Source organism: Marinobacter sp. SBS5, from assembly GCF_048285575.1.
Classification (GTDB): Bacteria; Pseudomonadota; Gammaproteobacteria; order Pseudomonadales; family Oleiphilaceae; genus Marinobacter.
The window spans coordinates 1-19826 of the sequence record NZ_JBLWAZ010000011.1; the positions used below are offsets into that span (position 1 = coordinate 1).

Sequence of the window (19826 nt, forward strand, 5' to 3'; positions counted from 1 at the left end):
CGGCCATCCATGGCCTCCGAAATTTTTTGGAGGCCGTCCCCCCAAGCCACTTCATGCCCCGTAGCTTTTGTCCGCCATAAGGGAATTGGTTTCTCGTGGCTCTGTGTGATGGATTCCACTTTATGTCCGGTCTATAGTCATAGCAGATCTATTCAAGACTCGGAGACATGCCTTGGCTGCCCAGAATCCCGAAAATCGCCGTTTCCACCGTATTAGCTTTGATGCTCCCTGTGAGCTGCATTGGCAGGAACAGGTGTGGTTAACGGAGGTGTTGGATATCTCCCTCAAAGGGGCGCTTGTTGAGCGGCCAGAAGGCTGGGGCGTGCCACTCGGTGAGCCCTGTGAGCTTGTTGTACAGCTGAATGGCCACGAGGCCGGTATTGTTATGGCGGTGGAGTTGGTGCACGTTGAAGGGCATCGTCTGGGCTTTAAGTGCCAGTACATCGACATCGAAAGTGCAACGCATTTGAGGCGGTTGGTGGAATTGAACCTAGGAGATCCAGAGCTTTTAGAACGGGAGCTTTCGCACCTGATTGATTGAAGATTGCTTATTTAGAGAGCCTGATTGCACCAAAGTCCGCAGGCTAGGCTGGTGGGGGTAGATTAAAGCTCCTCCAGAGCCGAAAGCGCATCCGACAGTTTTGTCACAGGAATAACCTTCATCCCGTCGATTGGCTTGCGAGGTGCATTGCCTTTCGGAACCAGCGCCCGGGTGAAGCCATGCTTGGAAGCTTCGTAAATCCGCTCTTGCCCGCTGGGCACAGGGCGAATTTCACCGGAAAGGCCGACTTCCCCGAAAATCACCAAATCCTGCGGCAAGGCTCGATTCCGGAAGGACGAAACAACCGCAGCCAGCAAAGCCAAATCAGCACTGGTTTCGGCAACTTTCACCCCACCAACCACGTTCACAAACACATCCTGATCCGCCACATGCATACCGCCATGCCGGTGCAGAACCGCTAACAACATCGCCAAACGATTCTGATCTAGGCCAACCGCAACCCGCCTTGGGTAACTGCCCTGAGCCATATCCACCAGTGCCTGAATTTCCACCAGCATCGGCCGGGTGCCTTCCCAAACCACCATAACAACACTGCCCGGAGCCGCTTCCTCGCCCCGGTTCAGGAAAATGGCGCTGGGATTCTTCACCTCTTTCAGGCCTTGTTCCAGCATGGCGAAAACGCCTAGCTCATTGACTGCACCAAAACGGTTCTTGATGCCCCGCAGGGTGCGGTAACGGCTATCGCTGGAGCCTTCCAGCAGGATCGAGCAGTCGATCATGTGCTCGAGTACTTTCGGGCCAGCCAGACTGCCGTCTTTGGTAACGTGGCCTACCAAAAATAGAATGGTGCCGGTCTGCTTGGCGAAGCGGGTCAGGTAAGCGGCGCTTTCGCGCACCTGAGAGACCGAGCCGGGTGCGGATTCAATGTCGGCAACGTGCATGACCTGAATACTGTCCACCACCAGAATGCGGGGCTTTTCAGTTTCGGCCACCTGCATGACCCGCTCGACACTGGTTTCGGACAGCATTTTCAGGTCTTTGGTGGGCAAGCCGAGGCGCTTGGCGCGCATGGCAACCTGTTGCAGCGATTCCTCGCCGGTCACATACAGGGCAGGGTGCTGGGCTGCCAGTTGGCACACGGCTTGAAGCAGCAAGGTGCTTTTACCGGCGCCCGGGTGGCCGCCCATCAACACTGCCGAGCCTTCGATCAGGCCGCCACCGAGCACGCGGTCAAACTCCTGCATGCCGGTGCTGATGCGTGCCTGTTCGGCGAGGCTGACCTCGTCAAGGCTCTTAACCTCCGACAAGCTGCCCGCGTAACCCTCAAATCGGATGCCGCGAGCGCCTTTGGTGCTGTTGCCGGATATACCACGCATTTCGCTGACGGTGTTCCACGCTTGGCAGGCCGTGCATTGCCCCTGCCATTTGGAATAATCAGCGCCGCACTCCGTGCAGACGTATGCGGTTTTGGCTTTGGCCATTACGCCAGCTTCTTATACTTCATACGCTTAGGCTGCATTGCAGAGTCGCCCTTACGTTTCTTGAAGTCGGCGTCGTATTCCGTGAAGTTGCCATCGAAATAGACCACTTCACCATCGTCTTCGAACGCCAGAATGTGTGTTGCGACACGGTCCAGGAACCAACGGTCGTGCGAGATTACCAGCGCGGAGCCCGGGAAGTTCAGTAGGGCTTCTTCCAGTGCGCGCAGGGTTTCTACGTCGAGGTCGTTGGTGGGTTCGTCCAGCAGCAACACGTTGCCGCCTTGTTTCAGCAGCTTGGCAAGGTGCAGGCGGTTACGCTCACCACCGGACAAATCGCCAACGCGTTTTTGCTGGTCTGTGCCCTTAAAGTTAAAGCGGCCCACGTAGGCGCGGGACGGGGTTTCGTAGTTGCCGACTTTGATAATGTCGTTGCCGTCGGACAGCTCTTCCCAAACGGTTTTGCTGCCATCCAGATCGCGCATCTGATCGACATACGCAAGCTCAACGGTCTCGCCAACGGTGATGGTGCCGGAGTTCGGCTGGTCCATGCCGGCGATCATCTTGAACAGCGTGGACTTACCGGCACCGTTACCACCGATAATGCCGACAATGGCTCCGGGAGGTACAGTCAGTGAAACGTTCTCGTACAGCAGGCGGTCGCCAAAGGCTTTGCTGATGCCTTCGATTTCAATCACCTTGTCGCCCAGACGCGGTCCGGGTGGGATGTACAGTTCGTTGGTTTCGTTGCGCTTCTGGAACTCTTGAGAGCTCATTTCCTCAAAGCGAGACAGGCGGGCCTTGCTCTTGGACTGGCGGCCCTTCGCATTCGAGCGAACCCATTCAAGCTCTTGCTTAACAGCCTTCTGATGAGCGGCTTCCTGTTTGGACTCCATCTCCAGACGCTTTTCTTTGTTCTCCAGCCACTGGCTGTAGTTACCTTCAAACGGAATGCCTTGGCCGCGGTCCAGTTCGAGAATCCAGCCCGCAACGTTGTCCAGGAAGTAACGGTCGTGGGTAATCGCAACCACGGTGCCTTCGTAATCGTGGAGGAAGCGCTCCAGCCAAGCGACGGACTCTGCGTCCAGGTGGTTGGTAGGCTCGTCGAGCAGCAGCATGTCCGGGCCGGATAGCAGCAGCCGGCACAGGGCTACTCGGCGGCGCTCCCCACCGGAAAGAACTTTTACTTTCTGATCCCAAGCCGGAAGGCGCAGCGCGTCGGCGGCGACTTCCATCTTGCGCTCGATGTCGTGGCCGTCGGTGGCTTGGATGATAGCTTCCAGTTGGCCTTGCTTCTTGGCCAGTTCATCAAAGTCGGCGTCGGGCTCGGCGTACGCCGCGTACACTTGATCGAGCTCGGCTAGCGCGTTGTGTACGTGGGCGACGGACTCGTCCACGATTTCTTTGACAGTTTTCTCTTCGTCCAGCTCTGGTTCCTGTGGCAGGTAGCCGACATTGATGCCGGGCTGCGGGCGGGCTTCGCCAATGTAATCCTGGTCGACGCCGGCCATGATGCGGAGCAGGGTAGATTTACCTGAGCCGTTCAGGCCGAGTACGCCAATTTTGGCGCCCGGAAAGAAGCTAAGAGAAATGTCTTTCAGGATTTCCCGCTTGGGCGGTACCACTTTGCCCACGCGGTTCATGCTGTATACGTACTGGGCCATATCGGCTGAAACCTCTGGTAAGAAATAGGTTTATGAATTCTGGTGTCGGTAACGCGGGCAGTGTGTTTCTGTGCCGCGCCCGATCTGACTGCGTAGTTTTGATTCGGTAAGGTATCGAAACCGGTCGGGGATAGCAATTGAGTGGAAACCGGGATTGCCGGCGTGTCGGTATCTGCGGACGGTATAAAGGATGATTTTTGACCCGCATTCGAGATAGAATGACGGCCCAATTTTTCAGGGGTTGCGGCATACACAACGGTAAGCCGGACCAGCCATTCAGACAGGGGCAGCACTCCATGTTTAATCGTGATATGAAAATCGCCGGTTTCGATGACGAACTGTTGAACGCAATGCAGGCGGAAGAAAAACGCCAGGAAGCGCACATCGAGCTGATCGCGTCCGAAAACTACACCAGCCCCCGGGTCATGGAAGCCCAAGGCAGCGTGCTGACCAACAAGTACGCCGAAGGCTATCCCGGTAAGCGTTACTACGGTGGCTGTGAGTTCGTAGACGTGGCGGAACAGTTGGCGATCGATCGCGCCAAAGAGCTGTTTGGTGCTGCCTACGCTAACGTGCAACCGCACTCTGGTTCTCAGGCCAACTCTGCCGTGTTCATGGCGCTGGTTCAGCCGGGCGATACCGTTCTAGGCATGAGTCTGGCTCACGGTGGTCACCTGACTCATGGTGCCAGTGTAAACTTCTCCGGCAAGATCTATAACGCCGTGCAGTACGGTCTGAACCCGGAAACTGGCCTGATCGATTACGATGAAGTGGAAGCTCTGGCGGTTGAGCACAAGCCGAAGATGATCATTGCCGGCTTCTCTGCCTACTCTCAGGAACTGGATTTCGCCCGCTTCCGTGAGATCGCAGACAAAGTAGGCGCATACCTGTTTGTCGATATGGCGCACGTAGCTGGCCTGGTTGCCGCAGGTGTATACCCGGACCCGGTTCCTCACGCTCACGTAGTGACCACCACCACTCACAAGACTCTGCGCGGCCCCCGTGGCGGCCTGATTTTGGCTTGTGATGACGAAGCCCTGCAGAAGAAGTTGAACTCTGCTGTGTTCCCGGGCGGTCAGGGTGGTCCTTTGATGCACGTGATTGCGGCTAAGGCCATCTGCTTCAAAGAAGCCATGAGTGACGAGTTCAAAGCCTACCAGCAGCAAGTGGTCAAGAATGCTGCCGCTATGGCCGAGGTGTTCATCGATCGCGGCTACGACGTGGTATCCGGTGGCACCAAGAACCACCTGTTCCTGGTTAGCCTGATCAAGCAGGACATCACCGGTAAAGATGCGGATGCAGCGCTGGGCCGTGCCCACATCACTGTAAACAAGAACGCGGTTCCTAACGATCCACGTTCTCCGTTCGTGACCTCTGGTCTGCGTGTTGGCACTCCGGCCGTGACCACTCGTGGTTTCGGTGAGCAGGAATGCCGTGATCTGGCAGGCTGGATGTGTGACATCCTCGACAACCTGGAAGACGAAGCGACCATCAACCGTGTGCGCGAGCAGGTTGAAGCCGTGTGCGCGCGTTTCCCGGTTTACGCTTGATTTGCACTGAGTGAGTCTGCCCGGAAGTCCTTTTGGGGCTTTCCGGGCCCTTTTTTTCGGAGCGTCTGAACTATGCATTGTCCTTTCTGTGGTGAAGCCGATACCAAGGTGATTGATTCGCGCCTGGTGGCCGAAGGTGATCAGGTGCGCCGCCGCAGGGAGTGCTTGTCCTGCCATGAGCGGTTTACCACGTTTGAAACGGCAGAATTGGTGATGCCGCGCGTGGTCAAGCAAGACGGTACCCGGCAACCTTTCGATGAAGAAAAGTTGCGGGCCGGTCTGATGAAAGCTCTGGAAAAACGCCCGGTCAGTATTGAATCGATCGAAGCCGCGCTCAACAGAATTAAGTACCGACTGCGCGCTACCGGCGAGCGAGAAGTGAAGTCGATGCAGTTGGGCGAAGAGGTGATGACTGAACTGCGCCAGCTGGATAAGGTGGCTTACGTGCGTTTTGCCTCGGTTTATCGCAGTTTTCAGGACATCAACGAGTTCAAAGAAGAGATTGAACGCTTATCCCAGGGTAACGGCGATGCCGCGGACGTGGCTCGCGCACTGGCTGAAACCCCTACAGGGAAAGGTAAGGTATGATTTCAGACCGCGACAGGGCAATGATGGCTCGGGCTATCCAGTTGGCCTGGCGTGGTCGTTACTCCACTCATCCGAATCCGCGAGTGGGGTGTGTGATCGCCCGAGGCAACCGTATTGTTGGCGAAGGCTGGCATGAGCGAGCGGGAGAAGCGCACGCAGAAGTGCATGCGCTGAGCCAAGCGGGTCAAGAAGCTCGTGGTGCAACGGCATACGTAACACTGGAGCCGTGCAGCCATTATGGCCGTACACCGCCTTGCGCGAAGGCTTTGATGGAGGCCGGTGTCGCGCAAGTATTTGTCGCCACGAAAGATCCGAACCCTACGGTCTCTGGCCGGGGGCTTGATATGCTGCGAGATGCGGGCATAAGGGTAACCGAAGGCGTGCTGAGTGAAGAAGCTGCGCGCCTGAATCCCGGCTTTATGAAACGCATGAATACCGGACGACCCTGGGTGCGACTGAAAATGGCCGCCAGTCTGGATGGTCGTACGGCGATGGCGTCCGGTGAAAGCCAGTGGATTACTGGCCCTGAGGCTCGCCGGGATGTACAGCGGTTGCGGGCCATGAGCGATGCTATTCTCACAGGCGTGGGTACAGTGTTGGCGGATGATCCGTCCTTGACCGTGCGCCTGGATGATATGGGTGACCTGGGGGATGCTGCGGCACCTTCGCGCCAGCCGCTAAGGGTGATTGCTGACCGTGATGCGCGAACGCCAACGTCGGCCCGAATCCTTCGCGGCGGTAATGTTCAGGTATTCTGCGCCAGTTCCACTCAGCCAACGGCACCGGCACAGGATCTGGCCGCGCTGGGTGTGAGTATTGCCGGCGTTGCCTGGAGAGATAACGGGGTAGACGTAGCTGAGTTGCTGGACGCCCTTGGCGAAAAAGGTATTAACGAATTATTGGTGGAGGCGGGGCCAACGCTGGCTGGCACCTTTATCAACGAGAATTTGGTAGATGAGCTCTGGTTATACCAAGCCCCGGTGTTTTTGGGGAGTACAGGGCGCCCAACGGCTCATCTGCCCATTGAAGTTATGGCAGACAAAGTGCAATGGAAGGTGCTGGATCGCCGTCAGGTGGGCGAAGATCAACGATTGATCCTCGCCCGCAGTTAATCATTCAATTCATTCCTCTGGGCTGTGATTGCGAACAGCCGGGGTGACAGGGTGCAGAACCGTATGGCACTGAACAGCATTGAAGACATCATCGAAGATATTCGACAGGGTAAAATGGTCATCCTGATGGATGACGAAGACCGCGAAAACGAGGGTGATCTGGTGATGGCTGCAGAACATTGCACGCCGGAAGCGATCAACTTTATGGCGCGCTTTGGCCGCGGTCTCATCTGCATGCCGATGACCCGGCAGCGCTGCGAACAACTCGGCTTGCCGCTGATGGTTCAGCAGAACGCATCAGGCTTTGGTACCAAGTTCACCTTGTCGATTGAAGCCCGTGAAGGTGTGACCACCGGCATTTCGGCAGCGGACCGTGCCCGTACCGTGCAGGCTGCGGTGGCACGCGATGCCAAAGCCGCTGATCTGGTTCAGCCGGGCCATATTTTCCCGTTGATGTCTGACCCCGGTGGCGTCTTGAGCCGAGCGGGTCATACGGAAGCTTCTTGTGACCTGGCGTCTCTGGCCGGTTGTGAGCCCGCGGGTGTCATCTGCGAAATCATGAACGATGATGGCTCGATGGCCCGTCGTGAAGATCTCGAAAAGTTCGCGGAAGAGCATGATCTCAAGATTGGCACCATTGCCGATCTGATTCACTACCGCACCATGAATGAAAAGACCGTAGCCTGCGTGGAAGAGAATGATCTGGATACCGAATACGGTGTCTTCAAGCTGCGCACCTACCGGGACAATATTCAGGGTTCAACCCACCTGGCCATGGTAATGGGTGACATCAGTGCGGATGAGCCGGTATACGTCCGTGTTCATATTACCGACACGCTGCGCGATCTGTTGGGTGCTCGTCGCAAGGATTCCCGAAGCTGGCCTCTGCATCATGCCTTGGAGAAGGTTGCCAATGAAGGCAAAGGCGTGGTCGTGCTTTTGAACAGCGCAGAAGACAGTCGCAATCTGGAAGATCGCATGCAGGAGTTTTTTGATGAAGGTCGTGGATCTTCAGGCAAAGGCAGCTCCGGTGTGTACTTTACCGTAGGCACGGGCTCTCAGATTCTGCGCGACATTGGCGTAGGCAAGATGCGTTTGCTGAGCCCGCCCGTAAAATTCTCGGCTATCTCCGGTTTCGACCTGGAAGTTGTGGAATACGTACCTTATACCCCCGAATGATAAACCTGGTTGCAGCCTGAATGTGCTGCAGCCCGAGAAGGAGCCCGAGATGGCAGATATCAAAGTAATTGAAGGTGATTTTACCCACTGCAGCGGACGTTACGCGCTGGTGGTTGGCCGTTTTAACGGTTTTGTAGTTGAGAGCCTGGTTGAAGGCGCGATCGATACACTGCGTCGCCATGGTATTTCCGAGAGCGATATCACCGTGATTCGCGTACCGGGTGCTTATGAAATGCCGCTTGCGGTTAAGCGTGTAGCAGAAACCTCTGACTACGACGCCATTATAGCGCTGGGTGCGGTGATCCGTGGTGGTACGCCGCACTTTGAGTACGTGGCTGGTGAAGCGTCCAGTGGTTTGGGCGCAGTGAGCCTGGAAACAGACGTGCCAGTAACCTTTGGTGTGCTGACCGTCGATTCTATCGAGCAGGCGATTGAGCGTTCAGGAACGAAGGCTGGCAACAAAGGCGCGGAAGCAGCAATTACTGCCCTGGAAATGGTCAGTTTGTTCAAGAAGTTGGGTGAGTAATGAGCGAAGCAGGCGATAGCAGTCCCCAACCGGGGAATACGAGTAAGCCCAAAGCCGGCGACCGTCGTCGCGCTCGGGCGTTAGCAATGCAGGGGTTGTACCAGCGGCATTTCAGCAAAACCCCTATTTCGGATATTGAAGCCGAGTTCATGGTCGATAACGACATGAGCAAAGTGGATATCATGTATTTCCGGGACGTTTTGAGAGGTGTTCATCGTGAGCAGGCCGAGCTGGATCGGCTGCTGGAACCGTTCCTGGACCGCCCCATGAAAGAGGTGGACGCGGTTGAGTTGGCTATCGTTCGCTTGGGTGCCTATGAACTGAAGCACCGTATTGATGTGCCCTACAAGGTGGTGATCAACGAAGGTGTTGAAATGGCCAAGCGCTTTGGCGGCACAGAAGGTCATAAGTTCGTGAACAGTATTCTGGACAAACTCAGTCGCCGCCTGCGGTTGGCTGAAACCCGTCCACGCTGATTTATGGGTGAATTTGAGCTGATCCGCCAGTATTTTCAGCCGCTGGCTGACAACGCACGGCAAGGTCAGCTCATTCTTGGTCCCGGTGACGACTGCGCGATTCAGCGCATCCCACCGGGACGAGATTTGGTGTTTTCAGTGGATACCCTCGTAGAGGGTGTCCACTTCCCTCCGAACTATCCCCCTGAATATCTTGGTTGGCGCTCGTTAGCGGTGGCTGTTAGTGATTTGGCTGCTATGGGAGCTGATCCTGTCTGCTTTACCTTGGCGCTATCACTTCCACGCGCGGAACCTGAGTGGCTGGCAGGCTATTCCCGAGGCTTGGCTCGGGCCAGTGACGCTTTTGGTATCGCTCTTGCGGGTGGAGACACGACACGCGGCCCACTGACGATTACACTTCAAGTGCATGGTACGGTTCAGGAAGGGTTGGCCCTGCAACGCTCTGGTGCGCGCGCAGGGGATCTTGTGTGCGTTACCGGACCGTTAGGCGATGCGGGTGCTGCTCTGGACTTCCTTGATACTGCAGCGCCCACAGACGACCAGCAGGCAGTGCTTGCACGTTACCACTATCCCGAACCCCGGTTGCAGTTAGGTGCTGTCTTGGTCGGTAAAGCCTCAGCGGCAATCGATATTTCTGATGGCTTGCTCTCTGACTTGCAGCATATTCTGGATGCGTCCGGAGTGGGGGCCGAGGTTGATGCCGGCAAGATTCCATTGTCTCCCGCCTTGGTGGCACTGAAGGGGGGCGAAGCGTTAGGCTTGGCTTTGAATGCCGGCGACGATTATCAATTGTGTCTGACCATTGCTGAAGAGGTGCTGGCGGAACTGGACTCTCATGTTCGCAGTCAGCTAACCGCTATTGGGCGCATAAGCCCTAAGCTCGGTCTAAATGTGGCAAATGCAGAAACCGTTGGCCGCCGCCAGGGGTATGATCATTTTGGGAGGTCTGTTTGACGGACAATAACGTGATGCAAGAGCCAGATAACGTGAAGGCAATTCTGCCGCCGGGCTTTTTGCGCAATCCGGTGCATTTGCTGGCTTTCGGTTTTGGCAGCGGAGCAGCACCAAAGGCGCCCGGCACTTGGGGAAGTCTTGCCGCCATTCCGTTGTGGTATGGCATTGCTTGGATGCCGCCGGTTGCCTACTGGCTGGTTGTTCTAGCGGCTTTTGTTGTCGGTATCTGGTTATGCGGAAAAACCGCCGAAGATTTGAAGGTCCACGATCATGGCGGCATCGTCTGGGACGAGTTCGTTGGCATGTGGATCGCTCTGGGCCTTTTTCCGGATCAGGTATACGGAGTGCTGATGGCGTTCATGTTATTCCGGCTGTTTGATGTGCTGAAACCTTGGCCCATCAGTTGGTTGGATGCTCGTATGCCCGGCGGCCTGGGGATTATGTTTGATGATGTCGTTGCTGGATTTATGGCGCTAGGCTGCCTGTCTGCTATAGACCGCTGGGTAATGCCGTTCATGGTTTGAGGGGTGCAGGAAAAGGATGGTGCGGAGATCGTCGTTAGTGGAGTTGTTCCTCTGGCAATAGCTTAACGACGTGAAGAAAGCGTTTCAGGCCAATTTCAGCGCGTTCTTTTGAGGCAAAGGGGCCGCTGTCGAAGCCTTCACGCGTGGTGAAGTACCATTTGCTCCCTACACAAAAGAAGCGGCTGCTTCGAAAGGGTGGGGGAGTGTTTTCGCCGGCCCGTTGTTGAGTATCCATATTTCCTCCTTCCGCTATTTTTTGGTTCGGGCATCGAATTGTTTGGCGTATCCTGTTTAGAATTAGCTTAAATGCGGCCGAATTCAATGTTTTTCTTAAAAAGGATGTATAAATGAGTATGTGTCACGTTGGTGGTTTTTTCAAATTAGCGGTGGGTGTGCTGAGTTTGTTGGTAGCAGGGTGTGCCTCCTCTTTGGCCACGATTGATACGTGGGAGGGCGATTTGCCGGCTGCGACTGAGCCTGCCGTGCTGAAAGCACCCGGTACCATTCAGGTGACTGACGTTAACGGCAAGGCTATGACCAATTTCCTTATGGACGACTTGGCGCTGGATTACGGCCTGCTTCCGGGGCGCAATGAAGTAGTATTCACCTATAAGACCATTTGGGCCAAGTCTGGTGTGGTCGATAATGGTGAATCGAAAGTTCATGTCATCGAAACTGACCCGCAGGTGGTGCGTTTTGATGCCGAGCCGGGCATGACCTATCAGTTTGCGTTTGATAAGCCCGCAACGCGCCGTGAAGCTGAAGCCTTTAGCAAAAACTTCTCCGCAGTCATTGTAAATGCCGCGGGTGACGCGGTTGCTGAGGCAGATGTCTGGACGGAACCGACCAAAATGCGGACTCCGGTTTCAGGAGTTAGCGCAAGCGCCTACGCAGCAGGTTCTGACAATACGCTTGATAAGCTGAAGCTCTTGTGGGGCGAGGCCACGGACGAAGAGAAGAAAACCTTCCTACGCTGGGCTTTTGAATAACAAGAGTGGTATTAGCGCTAGCCGAACTGGCTAGCGCTTAAAGCGAAGCGGGCGTTTTTTTAATAGACCTTCAAGGTAGCTGAAGATTTCATTGGTCAGGCCTTTTGAATTGAGGCTCGCTTCGTCATCGATGATGGCTTCCCCAGCGGCTTCTGCCCGCATTTCAATAGCTTCAAGGCTGTCATGTACCAAGCCTTCCAAGCTCTCTCCGCCCGGGACGACGTCCGGACATAGGGTGAAATTGAGCGTCACCATGCCCTCGTAGCTTACCGCAACAATCACCAGTCCCATACTGTCGAACAGCGGCGCGCTGTTGTGCTGTTGGACCAGCTTGGCACCTTGCAGGTACATGGGAACTTGTGGTCCGGGCACGTTGGTAATCGGAAGGTTGAACAGTGGTTGATACCGCTGGGCGACCCGGAATTCCGAATAAAGCCGAGCTGACAGTGCCAGTAGCGTGGAGGGTAGCAGCTCTGTCAGGCGGTCGGCGGCAATGGCTTCCCGGTAAGGTTCTGTTTCAACGGCATTGCGGTGAATGTGTCGGATCCTGAGTGCTGGATCGGCTTCGTTTGTCGCGAGGTTAAGCAGCATCGCAGACATTTGGTTACCCGTAGCATGTCGTAAGCTACTGGATCTCACTGAAATCGGGGTCATCGCTACGAGAGATTTGGTGGCTTTCGCGCCTTGCGTAATCAGGTATCTGTTCAGGGTTTCCGCGCAAATTCCAAGCACCACGTCATTCAGTGTGACGTCGCCCAACTGTGCCTTGATGGTTTTCAGGCGAGCAAGATCGACGCTGGCAGAAACAATGTTTCGATTGCCGGTGATCTGCCTGTTGAACGGAGAGTGCGGAGCCGTAAAGAGTGAGGCGGGCAGTGGGAGCTTGTGAATCTGTTTTTGAATAAGCCCGCGAGCCGTGGCTTCAGCCGTATTGTAAGCGAGGGATGCGAACTGCATCGGTGCCTTCAGTATGTTCGCGCCGGCTTGCAGGAAAACACGTTCTTCCGAAGGTTCCGGCTGCGGTTGCCATGGGCGCGGCGGGTTAATCTCTCTGGGTACCGGAGAATATTCCAGTAGCTTGCCCATGATTTCCTCGCCGCTGAAGGCGTCAATAGAAGCGTGGTGCAGTTTAACGATCAGGGCGAACCCGTCTTTGTCACCTTCTGGGGTGTCGAGTTTAAAGCCATCCACAAAGGTGATGTGCCACAGAGGGCGATCGCGTTTGAGGGGTTCTTCCAGAATCTTGGCGGCAAGGGCGTTGATGCAGGTTTGTTTGCCGCTTTCCCCAAGCGATACGTACGCGAGATGGCGCTCGATGCTGAATTCGGCATCGTCCACCCAGTAAGGTCGGCCTAAGCGTAGAGGGATCTCTTTGAGTTTCTGTCGAAATATAGGCGCAACGTGCAGACGGCTGCAGAGGTAATTGACAAAGGTGGCGTATGAAACGGGGGTTTCCAGGCCGCTGGCATCGAAAAGGTAAACGCCACCGATGTGCATCGGCGTAGTTTCTGATTCAAGGTACAGAAACGAAGCGTCCAGTTCCGACAGCTGCTGCATGCAGAGAGCTCCCTTATAGGTGGTGTGTGACCAAGTGGGCGGCAGTATAGCGCAAAGAGTATTGCACCTTGGTTGGCCCGAAGGCCAATCGTCATACTGCTTTCCGGTCAGTTCTTCAGCTCTGTATGCGCGAAGCGGGCTGCCGGTTTTTTGCTTCAGCTTACGCGCGCGACAGCAACTTCAGTGAGTAACTCCAAGGCTTCACGATAAGGTGATTCCGGCAAGCAATCTAATCGGTTGCGTGCGGTCTCTGCTTCTTCTCTTGCCTTGTTCATGGTGTACTCAATAGCACCAGACGCTTTAACAATCTCCAGAACTCTCGGGAGGTCGTCCAACCCGCCTTTGCGAATCGCCTGGCGAATCAGTTGGCGCTCGTCTTCGCCGCTGTTTGCCATGGCGTGAATGAGCGGAAGAGTGGTTTTGCCTTCAGCCAGATCGTCACCGACGTTTTTGCCCATGGTCTCGGCGTCACCTTGATAGTCGAGTACGTCATCCACCAGCTGGAATGCCAGCCCCAAGTGCTTGCCGTAATCTTTCAGTGCCGCTTCTTGTTCAGCGCTAGCGCCTGCCAGTAGAGCCCCGGTGTGGGATGAGGCCTCGAAAAGCATAGCCGTCTTGTTGTGGATGACGACCATGTACTGATCTTCCGTCAGATCAGGGTTCTTCACGTTCATCAGCTGCATCACTTCACCTTCGGCAATCACCGCGGTGGCGCGAGACAGAACGTTCATAATAGGAAGGCTTTGAAGCTCCACCATCATCTCGAAAGCGCGGGCGTAAAGGAAATCACCTACCAGCACGCTCGGAGCGTTGCCCCATTTTGCGTTGGCGGTGCTGCGGCCTCGGCGCATGTCGGACGTGTCGACAACGTCATCGTGCAAAAGCGTGGCTGTGTGCAGGAATTCGATCACGGCAGCCAGCTTCAGGTGGTCGTCCTTGGTGTAGCCCGCGGCTTGGCTGGCGAGCAAAACCAGTAAGGGTCTCAAGCGCTTACCGCCGCTCTCGATGATGTATTGGGCGATTTTCTCGACCATCGGGACATCCGAGGCAAGCCGCTGGATAATAAGGTCATTCACGCGGCTGAAGTCGTCCGCTACGGTGTCATGGATGCGCTGGGCTGTCATGGGGCTGGTAAGTCCCTTGCTGGTATGTTCGTTGAGTTTTCGGGCAGGACGCGGCAATGCTAGGTATTGCTGCCTAGAGTGTCAACTTGAGTCGTAAACTCCCTTGTATTGGTCGGCGGCTTTTCGTACAATCACGCGCCCAACTCATCCCAACCTGCGCTCCCTGCAATAGGGTTGCCAAAGCGCTTCCCTTAGAACCAGGTGGATAAGAGCAGGGATGGGTCAATCGCGGAGACAGAAAATGTACGCAGTTATTGTTAGCGGTGGCAAGCAGCACCGTGTAAAAGAAGGCGAAACACTGAAGCTGGAAAAGCTCGAAGTTGAAACTGGCGGCTCTGTTGAGTTCGATCGTGTTCTGCTGGTAGCCAATGGCGACGACGTTAAAGTCGGTGCTCCAGTTGTTGATGGTGCTAAAGTGACTGCGGAAGTGGTAAGCCACGGTCGTCACGACAAGATCAACATCATCAAGTTCCGTCGTCGTAAGCATTCCATGAAGCGTCAGGGCCACCGTCAGTGGTTTACTGAAGTCAAGATCACGGGCATTCAGGGCTAAGCTCTGAACATACCCCTTAAAGAAGGAGGCTGGTAATGGCTCATAAAAAGGCAGCAGGTAGTACCCGTAACGGTCGCGATTCCGAGTCGAAACGACTTGGTGTCAAGCGTTACGGCGGCGAGACTGTAACTGCAGGTAGCATCATCGTTCGTCAGCGCGGCACTCGTTTCCACGCTGGCAACAACGTAGGCCTTGGCAAGGACCACACCCTTTTTGCGAAAGCAGAAGGTCAGGTGAAGTTCGAAGTTAAAGGCCCGCAGAACCGCAAGTTCGTGAGCATCGTTCCAGCTGCGTAAGCAGCGGCGATCCGGTTCTGTCGAACCTTGGATTTCCTGATATGCTGATTTGATCAGTTCTCAGGTGAATCCGGAGCCCCGCAAAGCTTCCATGAGGCTGCGGGGCTTTTTAGTTTATGCAAAGGCATTTGACGTATGAAATTTGTAGACGAAGCCACCATCATTGTTGAAGCGGGAAAGGGCGGCCATGGCTGCTTGAGTTTTCGGCGTGAAAAATACGTACCCAAGGGTGGTCCCGACGGCGGTGACGGCGGGGATGGCGGTTCCGTCTATCTGGTAGCAGACGGTAACCTGAATACCTTAATTGACTATCGTTTTCAGCGCAAACATAAGGCGCCGAACGGTCAGCCAGGTTCGGGTCGGAACTGTACCGGTATCAAAGGTGATGACCTAGAGCTGCCAGTACCTGTTGGTACCACGGTGGTGGATATGGACACTCATGAGGTGTTGGGGGATCTGACCAAAGAAGGTCAGCGCCTTAAAGTGGCTCAGGGTGGTTTTCACGGCCTTGGGAATACCCGCTTTAAGTCATCGATCAACCGTGCGCCACGCCAGACCAGTAAGGGTTCTGACGGCGAAGCTCGAAACTTGCGCTTGGAGCTGAAAGTGCTGGCGGATGTGGGGCTTCTGGGTATGCCCAACGCCGGTAAGTCCACCTTTATCCGTTCAGTGTCTGCGGCGCAGCCAAAAGTGGCGGATTATCCGTTTACCACTTTGGTGCCTAATTTGGGTGTGGTGAGTGTTCAGGCCCACCAAAGCTTTGTGATCGCGGATATTCCGGGGTTGATTGAAGGTGCGGCAGAAGGTGCGGGTTTGGGGATTCGCTTCCTGAAGCACTTGGTTCGTACTCGGTTGTTGTTGCACCTCGTGGATGTAGCGCCGTACGACGGCTCTTCTCCTGTGGAGGCGGTTAAGGCGATTGCTTACGAGCTGGAAAAATTCAGTGAAACCTTGGCGAATCGTCCTCGCTGGCTGGTGCTTAACAAGGTCGATATGGTGCCTGAAGAGGATCGAGAGGCGCATTGTCAGGCGATCGTGGATGAGCTCGGCTGGGAAGGTCCGGTTTTTGTTGTGTCCGCGCTTACCGGTGAAGGTACCAAACCGTTGGTTCAGGCTGTAATGCGCTGGATTGAAGAGCAGGCCGAAGAAGAGGCTGAAAATCCTGAAATTGCCGAGCAGGAAGCAGCTCGTCGTCGCCGGATGGATGAAGAGGCGCGCGCCAAGATTGAGGCTGATCGCAATGCTCGTCGGGCTTCTCGTGAAGAAGACGACGATGACGATTTTGATGACGATGATGATGTCGAAGTGGTTTACGCTCCCGAATAACGTGCAACCCAAAGAGATTCTGCTGCTGTCATGAGTGAACGCATCCAGCTAAAGAAAGCCCGTCGATTGGTGGTGAAAATTGGCAGCGCTTTGTTAACCAATGATGGTGAAGGGCTGGATGTCTCCGCGCTGGGCCAGTGGGTTGACCAGATCGCTGCCTTGATCCGGAGCGGTGTTGAGGTTGTGGTGGTGTCTTCAGGGTCGGTAGCTGAGGGTATGAGTCGACTCGGATGGAGTGCTCGGCCTGAGCATCTGCACGAGTTACAGGCCGCGGCGGCGGTTGGTCAGATGGGGTTGGTGCAAACCTGGGAGGCCCAGTTCAAGCGCCATGGCATTCATACCGCACAAATTCTTCTGACTCATGATGATCTTTCCGATCGAAAACGCTACTTAAATGGCCGCAGTACGCTGCGCACGCTTCTGGATTACGGTGTTGTGCCAATCGTTAACGAGAACGACACCGTGGTCACCGATGAAATTCGGTTTGGCGATAACGATACGCTGGGAGCGCTGGTCGCGAACTTGGTAGAGGCGGATGGCCTCATTATTCTGACTGACCAGTTGGGCTTGTTCACCAAAGACCCGCGTAAGCACGAAGATGCTGAGCTGGTGACCGAGCGTAAAGCTGAAGATCCTGAGTTGGATGCGATGGCTGGTGGTGGTGCTGGCGCGTTAGGCCGTGGCGGTATGCTGACCAAGTTGCGGGCGTCCAGATTGGCGGCGCGTTCTGGTGCCTTCACCGTAATCGTGGGTGGTCGTATCGAGAGTGCGATTGATCGCTTGCGGCAAGGGGAGGTCATTGGCACCTTGTTGTTGCCGGAGCAGGGCAGGTTGGCGGCTCGAAAGCAGTGGATCGCCAGCCATTTGCAGACCCGTGGCACGCTGGTTTTGGATGATGGTGCAGTGAAGGTCTTGCGTCAGGGTGGGCGCAGCCTGCTGCCGGTTGGAGTTAAGGCGGTAAGCGGAAAGTTTCGTCGCGGTGAGATGGTGATGTGCGTAGATTTGGCTGGGCGTGAAATTGCTCGTGGGTTGGTCAACTACGATGCGGACGAAGCAGGCAAAATAGCCGGTCATTCCAGTGATCGTATTGCTGAACTGTTGGGGTATGTGTCCGATGAGGAGATGATTCATCGGGATAATCTGGTGGTTGTCTAGCGCCAAAGTAGGTTTTGACAAATTTCAGACATAAAAAAACCGGCTAGAAAGCCGGTTTTTTTATGTTCGCAAAATTAGGCAGTTTTCAGAGCCTTGATTTTTGCGTTCACGCGGCTCTTATGACGAGCAACTTTGTTCTTGGCGAAGATGCCTTTGTTGACCATGCTGTCCAGAATCGGCTGAGCCTGCTTCATGGCTGCTTGGGCTTCTTCGTAGTTGCCGGCCTTGATCTTGGCGTCGACCTTTTTCATGTAGGTACGTGCCATGGAACGCAGGCTGGCGTTGTGCTTGCGGTTTTTCTCGTTTTGACGAGCGCGCTTTTTGGCTTGCGGGGAATTTGCCACCGTAAAACTCCTGAATTCGTTGCTATAAAAACGGAATATGTTTAGATCGCGGGCGCGCCATAACGAGCGCGTCGATATAAATGACGCGGAACTATGCCGCCGTAAGCTTGAAATGTCAAGGTTGTCGGCGCAGTAATCCCCGCGTGCTAAAGGCCTGTGCTACACTCGCGCATCGCTGCACGGGGCATACTGCGGCGCCTAGGCCCGCCCTGTGGAATACCGAAACGCCGCTCAGGCGTGAACTCTGGATTTGGATTCTCGCAACATGTCCTCGGAACCGCAACCAACACAAGCGCTGTCCCCCAAAAAAGAGCCGCCTAAGCCGCCTGGATTGCTGAGATCGTCGGGCTTGGTCGGAGTTATGACCATGCTGTCTCGAGTGCTGGGATTGGTGCGGGACATGGTGATTGCTCGCTATTTCGGTGCCGGGACCGCTGCGGATGCGTTTTTTGTGGCATTCAAGATTCCCAATTTTCTGCGTCGGCTTTTTGCAGAGGGGGCGTTCTCTCAGGCGTTTGTGCCAGTGTTGTCATCCTACCGGGAAAATCGTGACATCTCTGACGTAAAGCGTTTGGTGGATGCGGTCGCCGGCTCACTCGGTTTGGTGCTTTTAGCGGTGACGCTGGTGGCTATGTTGGGCGCACCAGTGCTGACGACCATCTTTGCCCCCGGGTTTCTCGGGGATGAGGTGAAGTTTGCGCTGGCCAGCGACATGCTGCGAATCACCTTTCCCTATCTTCTGCTGATATCACTCACTGCGTTTGCGGGCGGTATTCTGAACAGCTATGACCGCTTTGCTGTGCCAGCGTTTACGCCAGTACTGCTGAATCTGGCCATGATCGCGGCGGCTATTTTTCTTTCGCCGTTGATGAGTGAGCCAGTCATGGCGCTGGCTTGGGGTGTGTTTATTGCGGGCGCTTTGCAGTTGTTCTTCCAGCTGCCTTTTCTCATGCGGCTTGGCTTGATGCCGCGGCCCCGGGTGGATTACCGGCATGAAGGTGTCAGTCGTATTTTGAAGTTGATGATGCCCGCGCTCTTTGGTGTGTCGGTGAGTCAGATCAACCTGTTGCTGGATACCGTACTGGCTTCGTTCCTGCAAACCGGCAGCGTGTCCTGGCTGTATTATTCCGATCGCTTGTCTGAATTACCTTTGGGCGTGTTCGGCATTGCCATTGCGACGGTTATTCTGCCGAGCCTGTCCCGCAAGCATGCGGCGGAATCAAAAGATCAGTTTGCCGCCACGTTGGATTGGGCGGTTAGGGCGGTGCTGTTGATTGGATTGCCGGCCGCGTTGGCACTGGCGCTGCTGGCCGAGCCTTTGATTGCCACGCTGTTCCATTACGGCGAAGTGACGGACCGAGATGTGGCTATGTCAGCCCAGAGTTTGCGGGCGTATTCTGCCGGGCTTTTAGCGTTTATGTTGATCAAAGTGCTGGCCCCCGGCTTTTTTGCTCGGCAGGACACCAAGACGCCGGTGAAAATTGGCATCATCGCCATGGTGGCCAATATGGCGTTTAACTTGGCGTTGATTGTGCCGCTAGCTCATGCCGGGCTGGCTTTGGCAACCTCCTTGTCGGCTTGGTTGAACGGCTACCTTTTGTGGCGCGGCTTACGCAAGGATGGTGCATGGCAGAGTCAGTCGGGTTGGCCTAAGTTCCTGATTCAATTGGCTGTAGCTAACTCGGCGTTAGCCGCTGTGGTGCTTTGGTTGAACGCCCCTGTGGCCGATTGGCTAGGCGCGGGGGGGCTGCAAAGAACGACTGATATGGCGGTGATCGTATCGGCTGGCGTAGCGGCGTATTTCGTGACTTTGGTCCTGTGCGGTGTGCGCCTTCGCCAGTTCCGACAGAAGTAAGCGTCTTCACGATTTTTACCATACTCGCGACTGGGGTATAATCGCGCGTTTTCTCACCAGTGCATGTTCCGTAG

Annotated in this window: 21 protein-coding genes; 15 read left to right on the top strand and 6 right to left on the bottom strand. The window is 55.4% G+C overall.

The genetic code is table 11. The features are described from left to right. Positions 1–172 precede the first annotated feature (172 nt). A complete protein-coding gene (locus tag ACNQ6O_RS15420) occupies positions 173–541 on the top strand; it encodes a PilZ domain-containing protein (RefSeq protein WP_418054073.1) in 369 nt (122 codons plus the stop codon). Between the two features lie 62 nt (positions 542–603). On the opposite strand, the gene radA is transcribed toward ACNQ6O_RS15420, so the two are convergent. Next, positions 604–1983 carry a DNA repair protein RadA gene (gene radA, locus ACNQ6O_RS15425; RefSeq protein WP_418054074.1) on the bottom strand — a complete coding sequence of 460 codons (1380 nt, stop codon included), beginning with the start codon at positions 1981–1983 and terminating at the stop codon, positions 604–606. Further along, positions 1983–3644, bottom strand: a complete 1662-nt coding sequence (ettA, locus tag ACNQ6O_RS15430; protein WP_418054075.1) for an energy-dependent translational throttle protein EttA — start codon at positions 3642–3644, stop codon at positions 1983–1985. The genes radA and ettA overlap by 1 nt, the downstream gene beginning before the upstream one ends. Before the next feature lie 296 nt (positions 3645–3940). Here ettA and glyA point away from each other — a divergent pair, with 296 nt between their 5' ends. From glyA to ACNQ6O_RS15470, 8 genes are all read left to right on the top strand, one after another. After that, the gene (gene glyA / locus ACNQ6O_RS15435; protein WP_418054076.1) at positions 3941–5194 is read left to right on the top strand and encodes a serine hydroxymethyltransferase; all 1254 of its coding nucleotides are present in this window, start codon (positions 3941–3943) and stop codon (positions 5192–5194) included. 72 nt (positions 5195–5266) lie between these two features. Next, complete coding sequence (gene nrdR / locus ACNQ6O_RS15440) at positions 5267–5782, top strand: transcriptional regulator NrdR (protein ID WP_114335882.1); 516 nt, start codon at positions 5267–5269, stop codon at positions 5780–5782. Further along, positions 5779–6894 (top strand): bifunctional diaminohydroxyphosphoribosylaminopyrimidine deaminase/5-amino-6-(5-phosphoribosylamino)uracil reductase RibD, encoded by a 1116-nt coding sequence (gene ribD / locus ACNQ6O_RS15445; protein ID WP_418054077.1) that lies wholly within the window; start codon positions 5779–5781, stop codon positions 6892–6894. Before nrdR ends, ribD begins: the two co-directional genes overlap by 4 nt. Before the next feature lie 63 nt (positions 6895–6957). Beyond that, a complete protein-coding gene (ribBA, locus tag ACNQ6O_RS15450) occupies positions 6958–8073 on the top strand; it encodes a bifunctional 3,4-dihydroxy-2-butanone-4-phosphate synthase/GTP cyclohydrolase II (RefSeq protein WP_418054078.1) in 1116 nt (371 codons plus the stop codon). Positions 8074–8122: 49 nt separating this feature from the next. Next, entirely contained in the window at positions 8123–8599 is a 477-nt protein-coding gene (ribE, locus tag ACNQ6O_RS15455; RefSeq protein ID WP_418054079.1) for a 6,7-dimethyl-8-ribityllumazine synthase, read from the top strand. Then, positions 8599–9075 (top strand): transcription antitermination factor NusB, encoded by a 477-nt coding sequence (gene nusB / locus ACNQ6O_RS15460; protein ID WP_114335886.1) that lies wholly within the window; start codon positions 8599–8601, stop codon positions 9073–9075. Before ribE ends, nusB begins: the two co-directional genes overlap by 1 nt. A 3-nt stretch (positions 9076–9078) precedes the next feature. Continuing rightward, a complete protein-coding gene (thiL, locus tag ACNQ6O_RS15465) occupies positions 9079–10029 on the top strand; it encodes a thiamine-phosphate kinase (protein WP_418054080.1) in 951 nt (316 codons plus the stop codon). Between the two features lie 14 nt (positions 10030–10043). Beyond that, complete coding sequence (locus tag ACNQ6O_RS15470; RefSeq protein ID WP_418054113.1) at positions 10044–10553, top strand: phosphatidylglycerophosphatase A; 510 nt, start codon at positions 10044–10046, stop codon at positions 10551–10553. 34 nt (positions 10554–10587) lie between these two features. On the opposite strand, the gene ACNQ6O_RS15475 is transcribed toward ACNQ6O_RS15470, so the two are convergent. Further along, positions 10588–10788 (bottom strand): DUF6316 family protein, encoded by a 201-nt coding sequence (locus ACNQ6O_RS15475; RefSeq protein WP_418054081.1) that lies wholly within the window; start codon positions 10786–10788, stop codon positions 10588–10590. A gap of 112 nt (positions 10789–10900) precedes the next feature. On the opposite strand from ACNQ6O_RS15475, the gene ACNQ6O_RS15480 reads away from it, so the two are divergent. Then, positions 10901–11542: a DUF2057 family protein gene (locus tag ACNQ6O_RS15480; protein ID WP_418054082.1), complete on the top strand. Its 642-nt coding sequence runs from the start codon at positions 10901–10903 to the stop codon at positions 11540–11542. Between the two features lie 30 nt (positions 11543–11572). Here ACNQ6O_RS15480 and ACNQ6O_RS15485 read toward each other — a convergent pair whose 3' ends face one another. Together ACNQ6O_RS15485 and ispB are read right to left on the bottom strand one after the other, a co-directional pair. After that, positions 11573–13099: a WS/DGAT/MGAT family O-acyltransferase gene (locus tag ACNQ6O_RS15485; RefSeq protein WP_418054083.1), complete on the bottom strand. Its 1527-nt coding sequence runs from the start codon at positions 13097–13099 to the stop codon at positions 11573–11575. A 155-nt stretch (positions 13100–13254) separates the two neighbouring features. Beyond that, positions 13255–14223: an octaprenyl diphosphate synthase gene (ispB, locus tag ACNQ6O_RS15490; RefSeq protein WP_418054084.1), complete on the bottom strand. Its 969-nt coding sequence runs from the start codon at positions 14221–14223 to the stop codon at positions 13255–13257. A 241-nt stretch (positions 14224–14464) separates the two neighbouring features. Here ispB and rplU point away from each other — a divergent pair, with 241 nt between their 5' ends. The 4 genes from rplU (at position 14465) to proB (ending at position 17553) form a co-directional block, all read left to right on the top strand. Then, on the top strand, positions 14465–14776 hold the full coding sequence (gene rplU, locus ACNQ6O_RS15495; protein ID WP_114335893.1) for a 50S ribosomal protein L21: 312 nt from the start codon (positions 14465–14467) through the stop codon (positions 14774–14776). 35 nt (positions 14777–14811) lie between these two features. Beyond that, positions 14812–15072, top strand: coding sequence for a 50S ribosomal protein L27 (gene rpmA / locus ACNQ6O_RS15500; protein WP_305897896.1), 261 nt, complete (start codon positions 14812–14814; stop codon positions 15070–15072). Between the two features lie 135 nt (positions 15073–15207). Further along, positions 15208–16398: an Obg family GTPase CgtA gene (gene cgtA, locus ACNQ6O_RS15505; RefSeq protein ID WP_418054085.1), complete on the top strand. Its 1191-nt coding sequence runs from the start codon at positions 15208–15210 to the stop codon at positions 16396–16398. Between the two features lie 30 nt (positions 16399–16428). Further along, on the top strand, positions 16429–17553 hold the full coding sequence (gene proB, locus ACNQ6O_RS15510; protein ID WP_418054086.1) for a glutamate 5-kinase: 1125 nt from the start codon (positions 16429–16431) through the stop codon (positions 17551–17553). A gap of 74 nt (positions 17554–17627) precedes the next feature. On the opposite strand, the gene rpsT is transcribed toward proB, so the two are convergent. Next, positions 17628–17897 carry a 30S ribosomal protein S20 gene (gene rpsT / locus ACNQ6O_RS15515; RefSeq protein WP_418054087.1) on the bottom strand — a complete coding sequence of 90 codons (270 nt, stop codon included), beginning with the start codon at positions 17895–17897 and terminating at the stop codon, positions 17628–17630. A gap of 265 nt (positions 17898–18162) precedes the next feature. Between rpsT and murJ the strand changes: the two genes are divergently transcribed. After that, positions 18163–19752: a murein biosynthesis integral membrane protein MurJ gene (gene murJ, locus ACNQ6O_RS15520; protein WP_418054088.1), complete on the top strand. Its 1590-nt coding sequence runs from the start codon at positions 18163–18165 to the stop codon at positions 19750–19752. Positions 19753–19826 lie beyond the last annotated feature (74 nt).

Coding starts and splice junctions, on each gene's coding strand:
- radA (WP_418054074.1), bottom strand. CDS start 1,983: ATGGCCAAAGCCAAAACCGCATACGTCTGCACGGAGTGCGGCGCTGAT.
- ettA (WP_418054075.1), bottom strand. CDS start 3,644: ATGGCCCAGTACGTATACAGCATGAACCGCGTGGGCAAAGTGGTACCG.
- glyA (WP_418054076.1), top strand. CDS start 3,941: ATGTTTAATCGTGATATGAAAATCGCCGGTTTCGATGACGAACTGTTG.
- nrdR (WP_114335882.1), top strand. CDS start 5,267: ATGCATTGTCCTTTCTGTGGTGAAGCCGATACCAAGGTGATTGATTCG.
- ribD (WP_418054077.1), top strand. CDS start 5,779: ATGATTTCAGACCGCGACAGGGCAATGATGGCTCGGGCTATCCAGTTG.
- ribBA (WP_418054078.1), top strand. CDS start 6,958: ATGGCACTGAACAGCATTGAAGACATCATCGAAGATATTCGACAGGGT.
- ribE (WP_418054079.1), top strand. CDS start 8,123: ATGGCAGATATCAAAGTAATTGAAGGTGATTTTACCCACTGCAGCGGA.
- nusB (WP_114335886.1), top strand. CDS start 8,599: ATGAGCGAAGCAGGCGATAGCAGTCCCCAACCGGGGAATACGAGTAAG.
- thiL (WP_418054080.1), top strand. CDS start 9,079: ATGGGTGAATTTGAGCTGATCCGCCAGTATTTTCAGCCGCTGGCTGAC.
- ACNQ6O_RS15470 (WP_418054113.1), top strand. CDS start 10,044: ATGCAAGAGCCAGATAACGTGAAGGCAATTCTGCCGCCGGGCTTTTTG.
- ACNQ6O_RS15475 (WP_418054081.1), bottom strand. CDS start 10,788: ATGGATACTCAACAACGGGCCGGCGAAAACACTCCCCCACCCTTTCGA.
- ACNQ6O_RS15480 (WP_418054082.1), top strand. CDS start 10,901: ATGAGTATGTGTCACGTTGGTGGTTTTTTCAAATTAGCGGTGGGTGTG.
- ACNQ6O_RS15485 (WP_418054083.1), bottom strand. CDS start 13,099: ATGCAGCAGCTGTCGGAACTGGACGCTTCGTTTCTGTACCTTGAATCA.
- ispB (WP_418054084.1), bottom strand. CDS start 14,223: ATGACAGCCCAGCGCATCCATGACACCGTAGCGGACGACTTCAGCCGC.
- rplU (WP_114335893.1), top strand. CDS start 14,465: ATGTACGCAGTTATTGTTAGCGGTGGCAAGCAGCACCGTGTAAAAGAA.
- rpmA (WP_305897896.1), top strand. CDS start 14,812: ATGGCTCATAAAAAGGCAGCAGGTAGTACCCGTAACGGTCGCGATTCC.
- cgtA (WP_418054085.1), top strand. CDS start 15,208: ATGAAATTTGTAGACGAAGCCACCATCATTGTTGAAGCGGGAAAGGGC.
- proB (WP_418054086.1), top strand. CDS start 16,429: ATGAGTGAACGCATCCAGCTAAAGAAAGCCCGTCGATTGGTGGTGAAA.
- murJ (WP_418054088.1), top strand. CDS start 18,163: ATGTCCTCGGAACCGCAACCAACACAAGCGCTGTCCCCCAAAAAAGAG.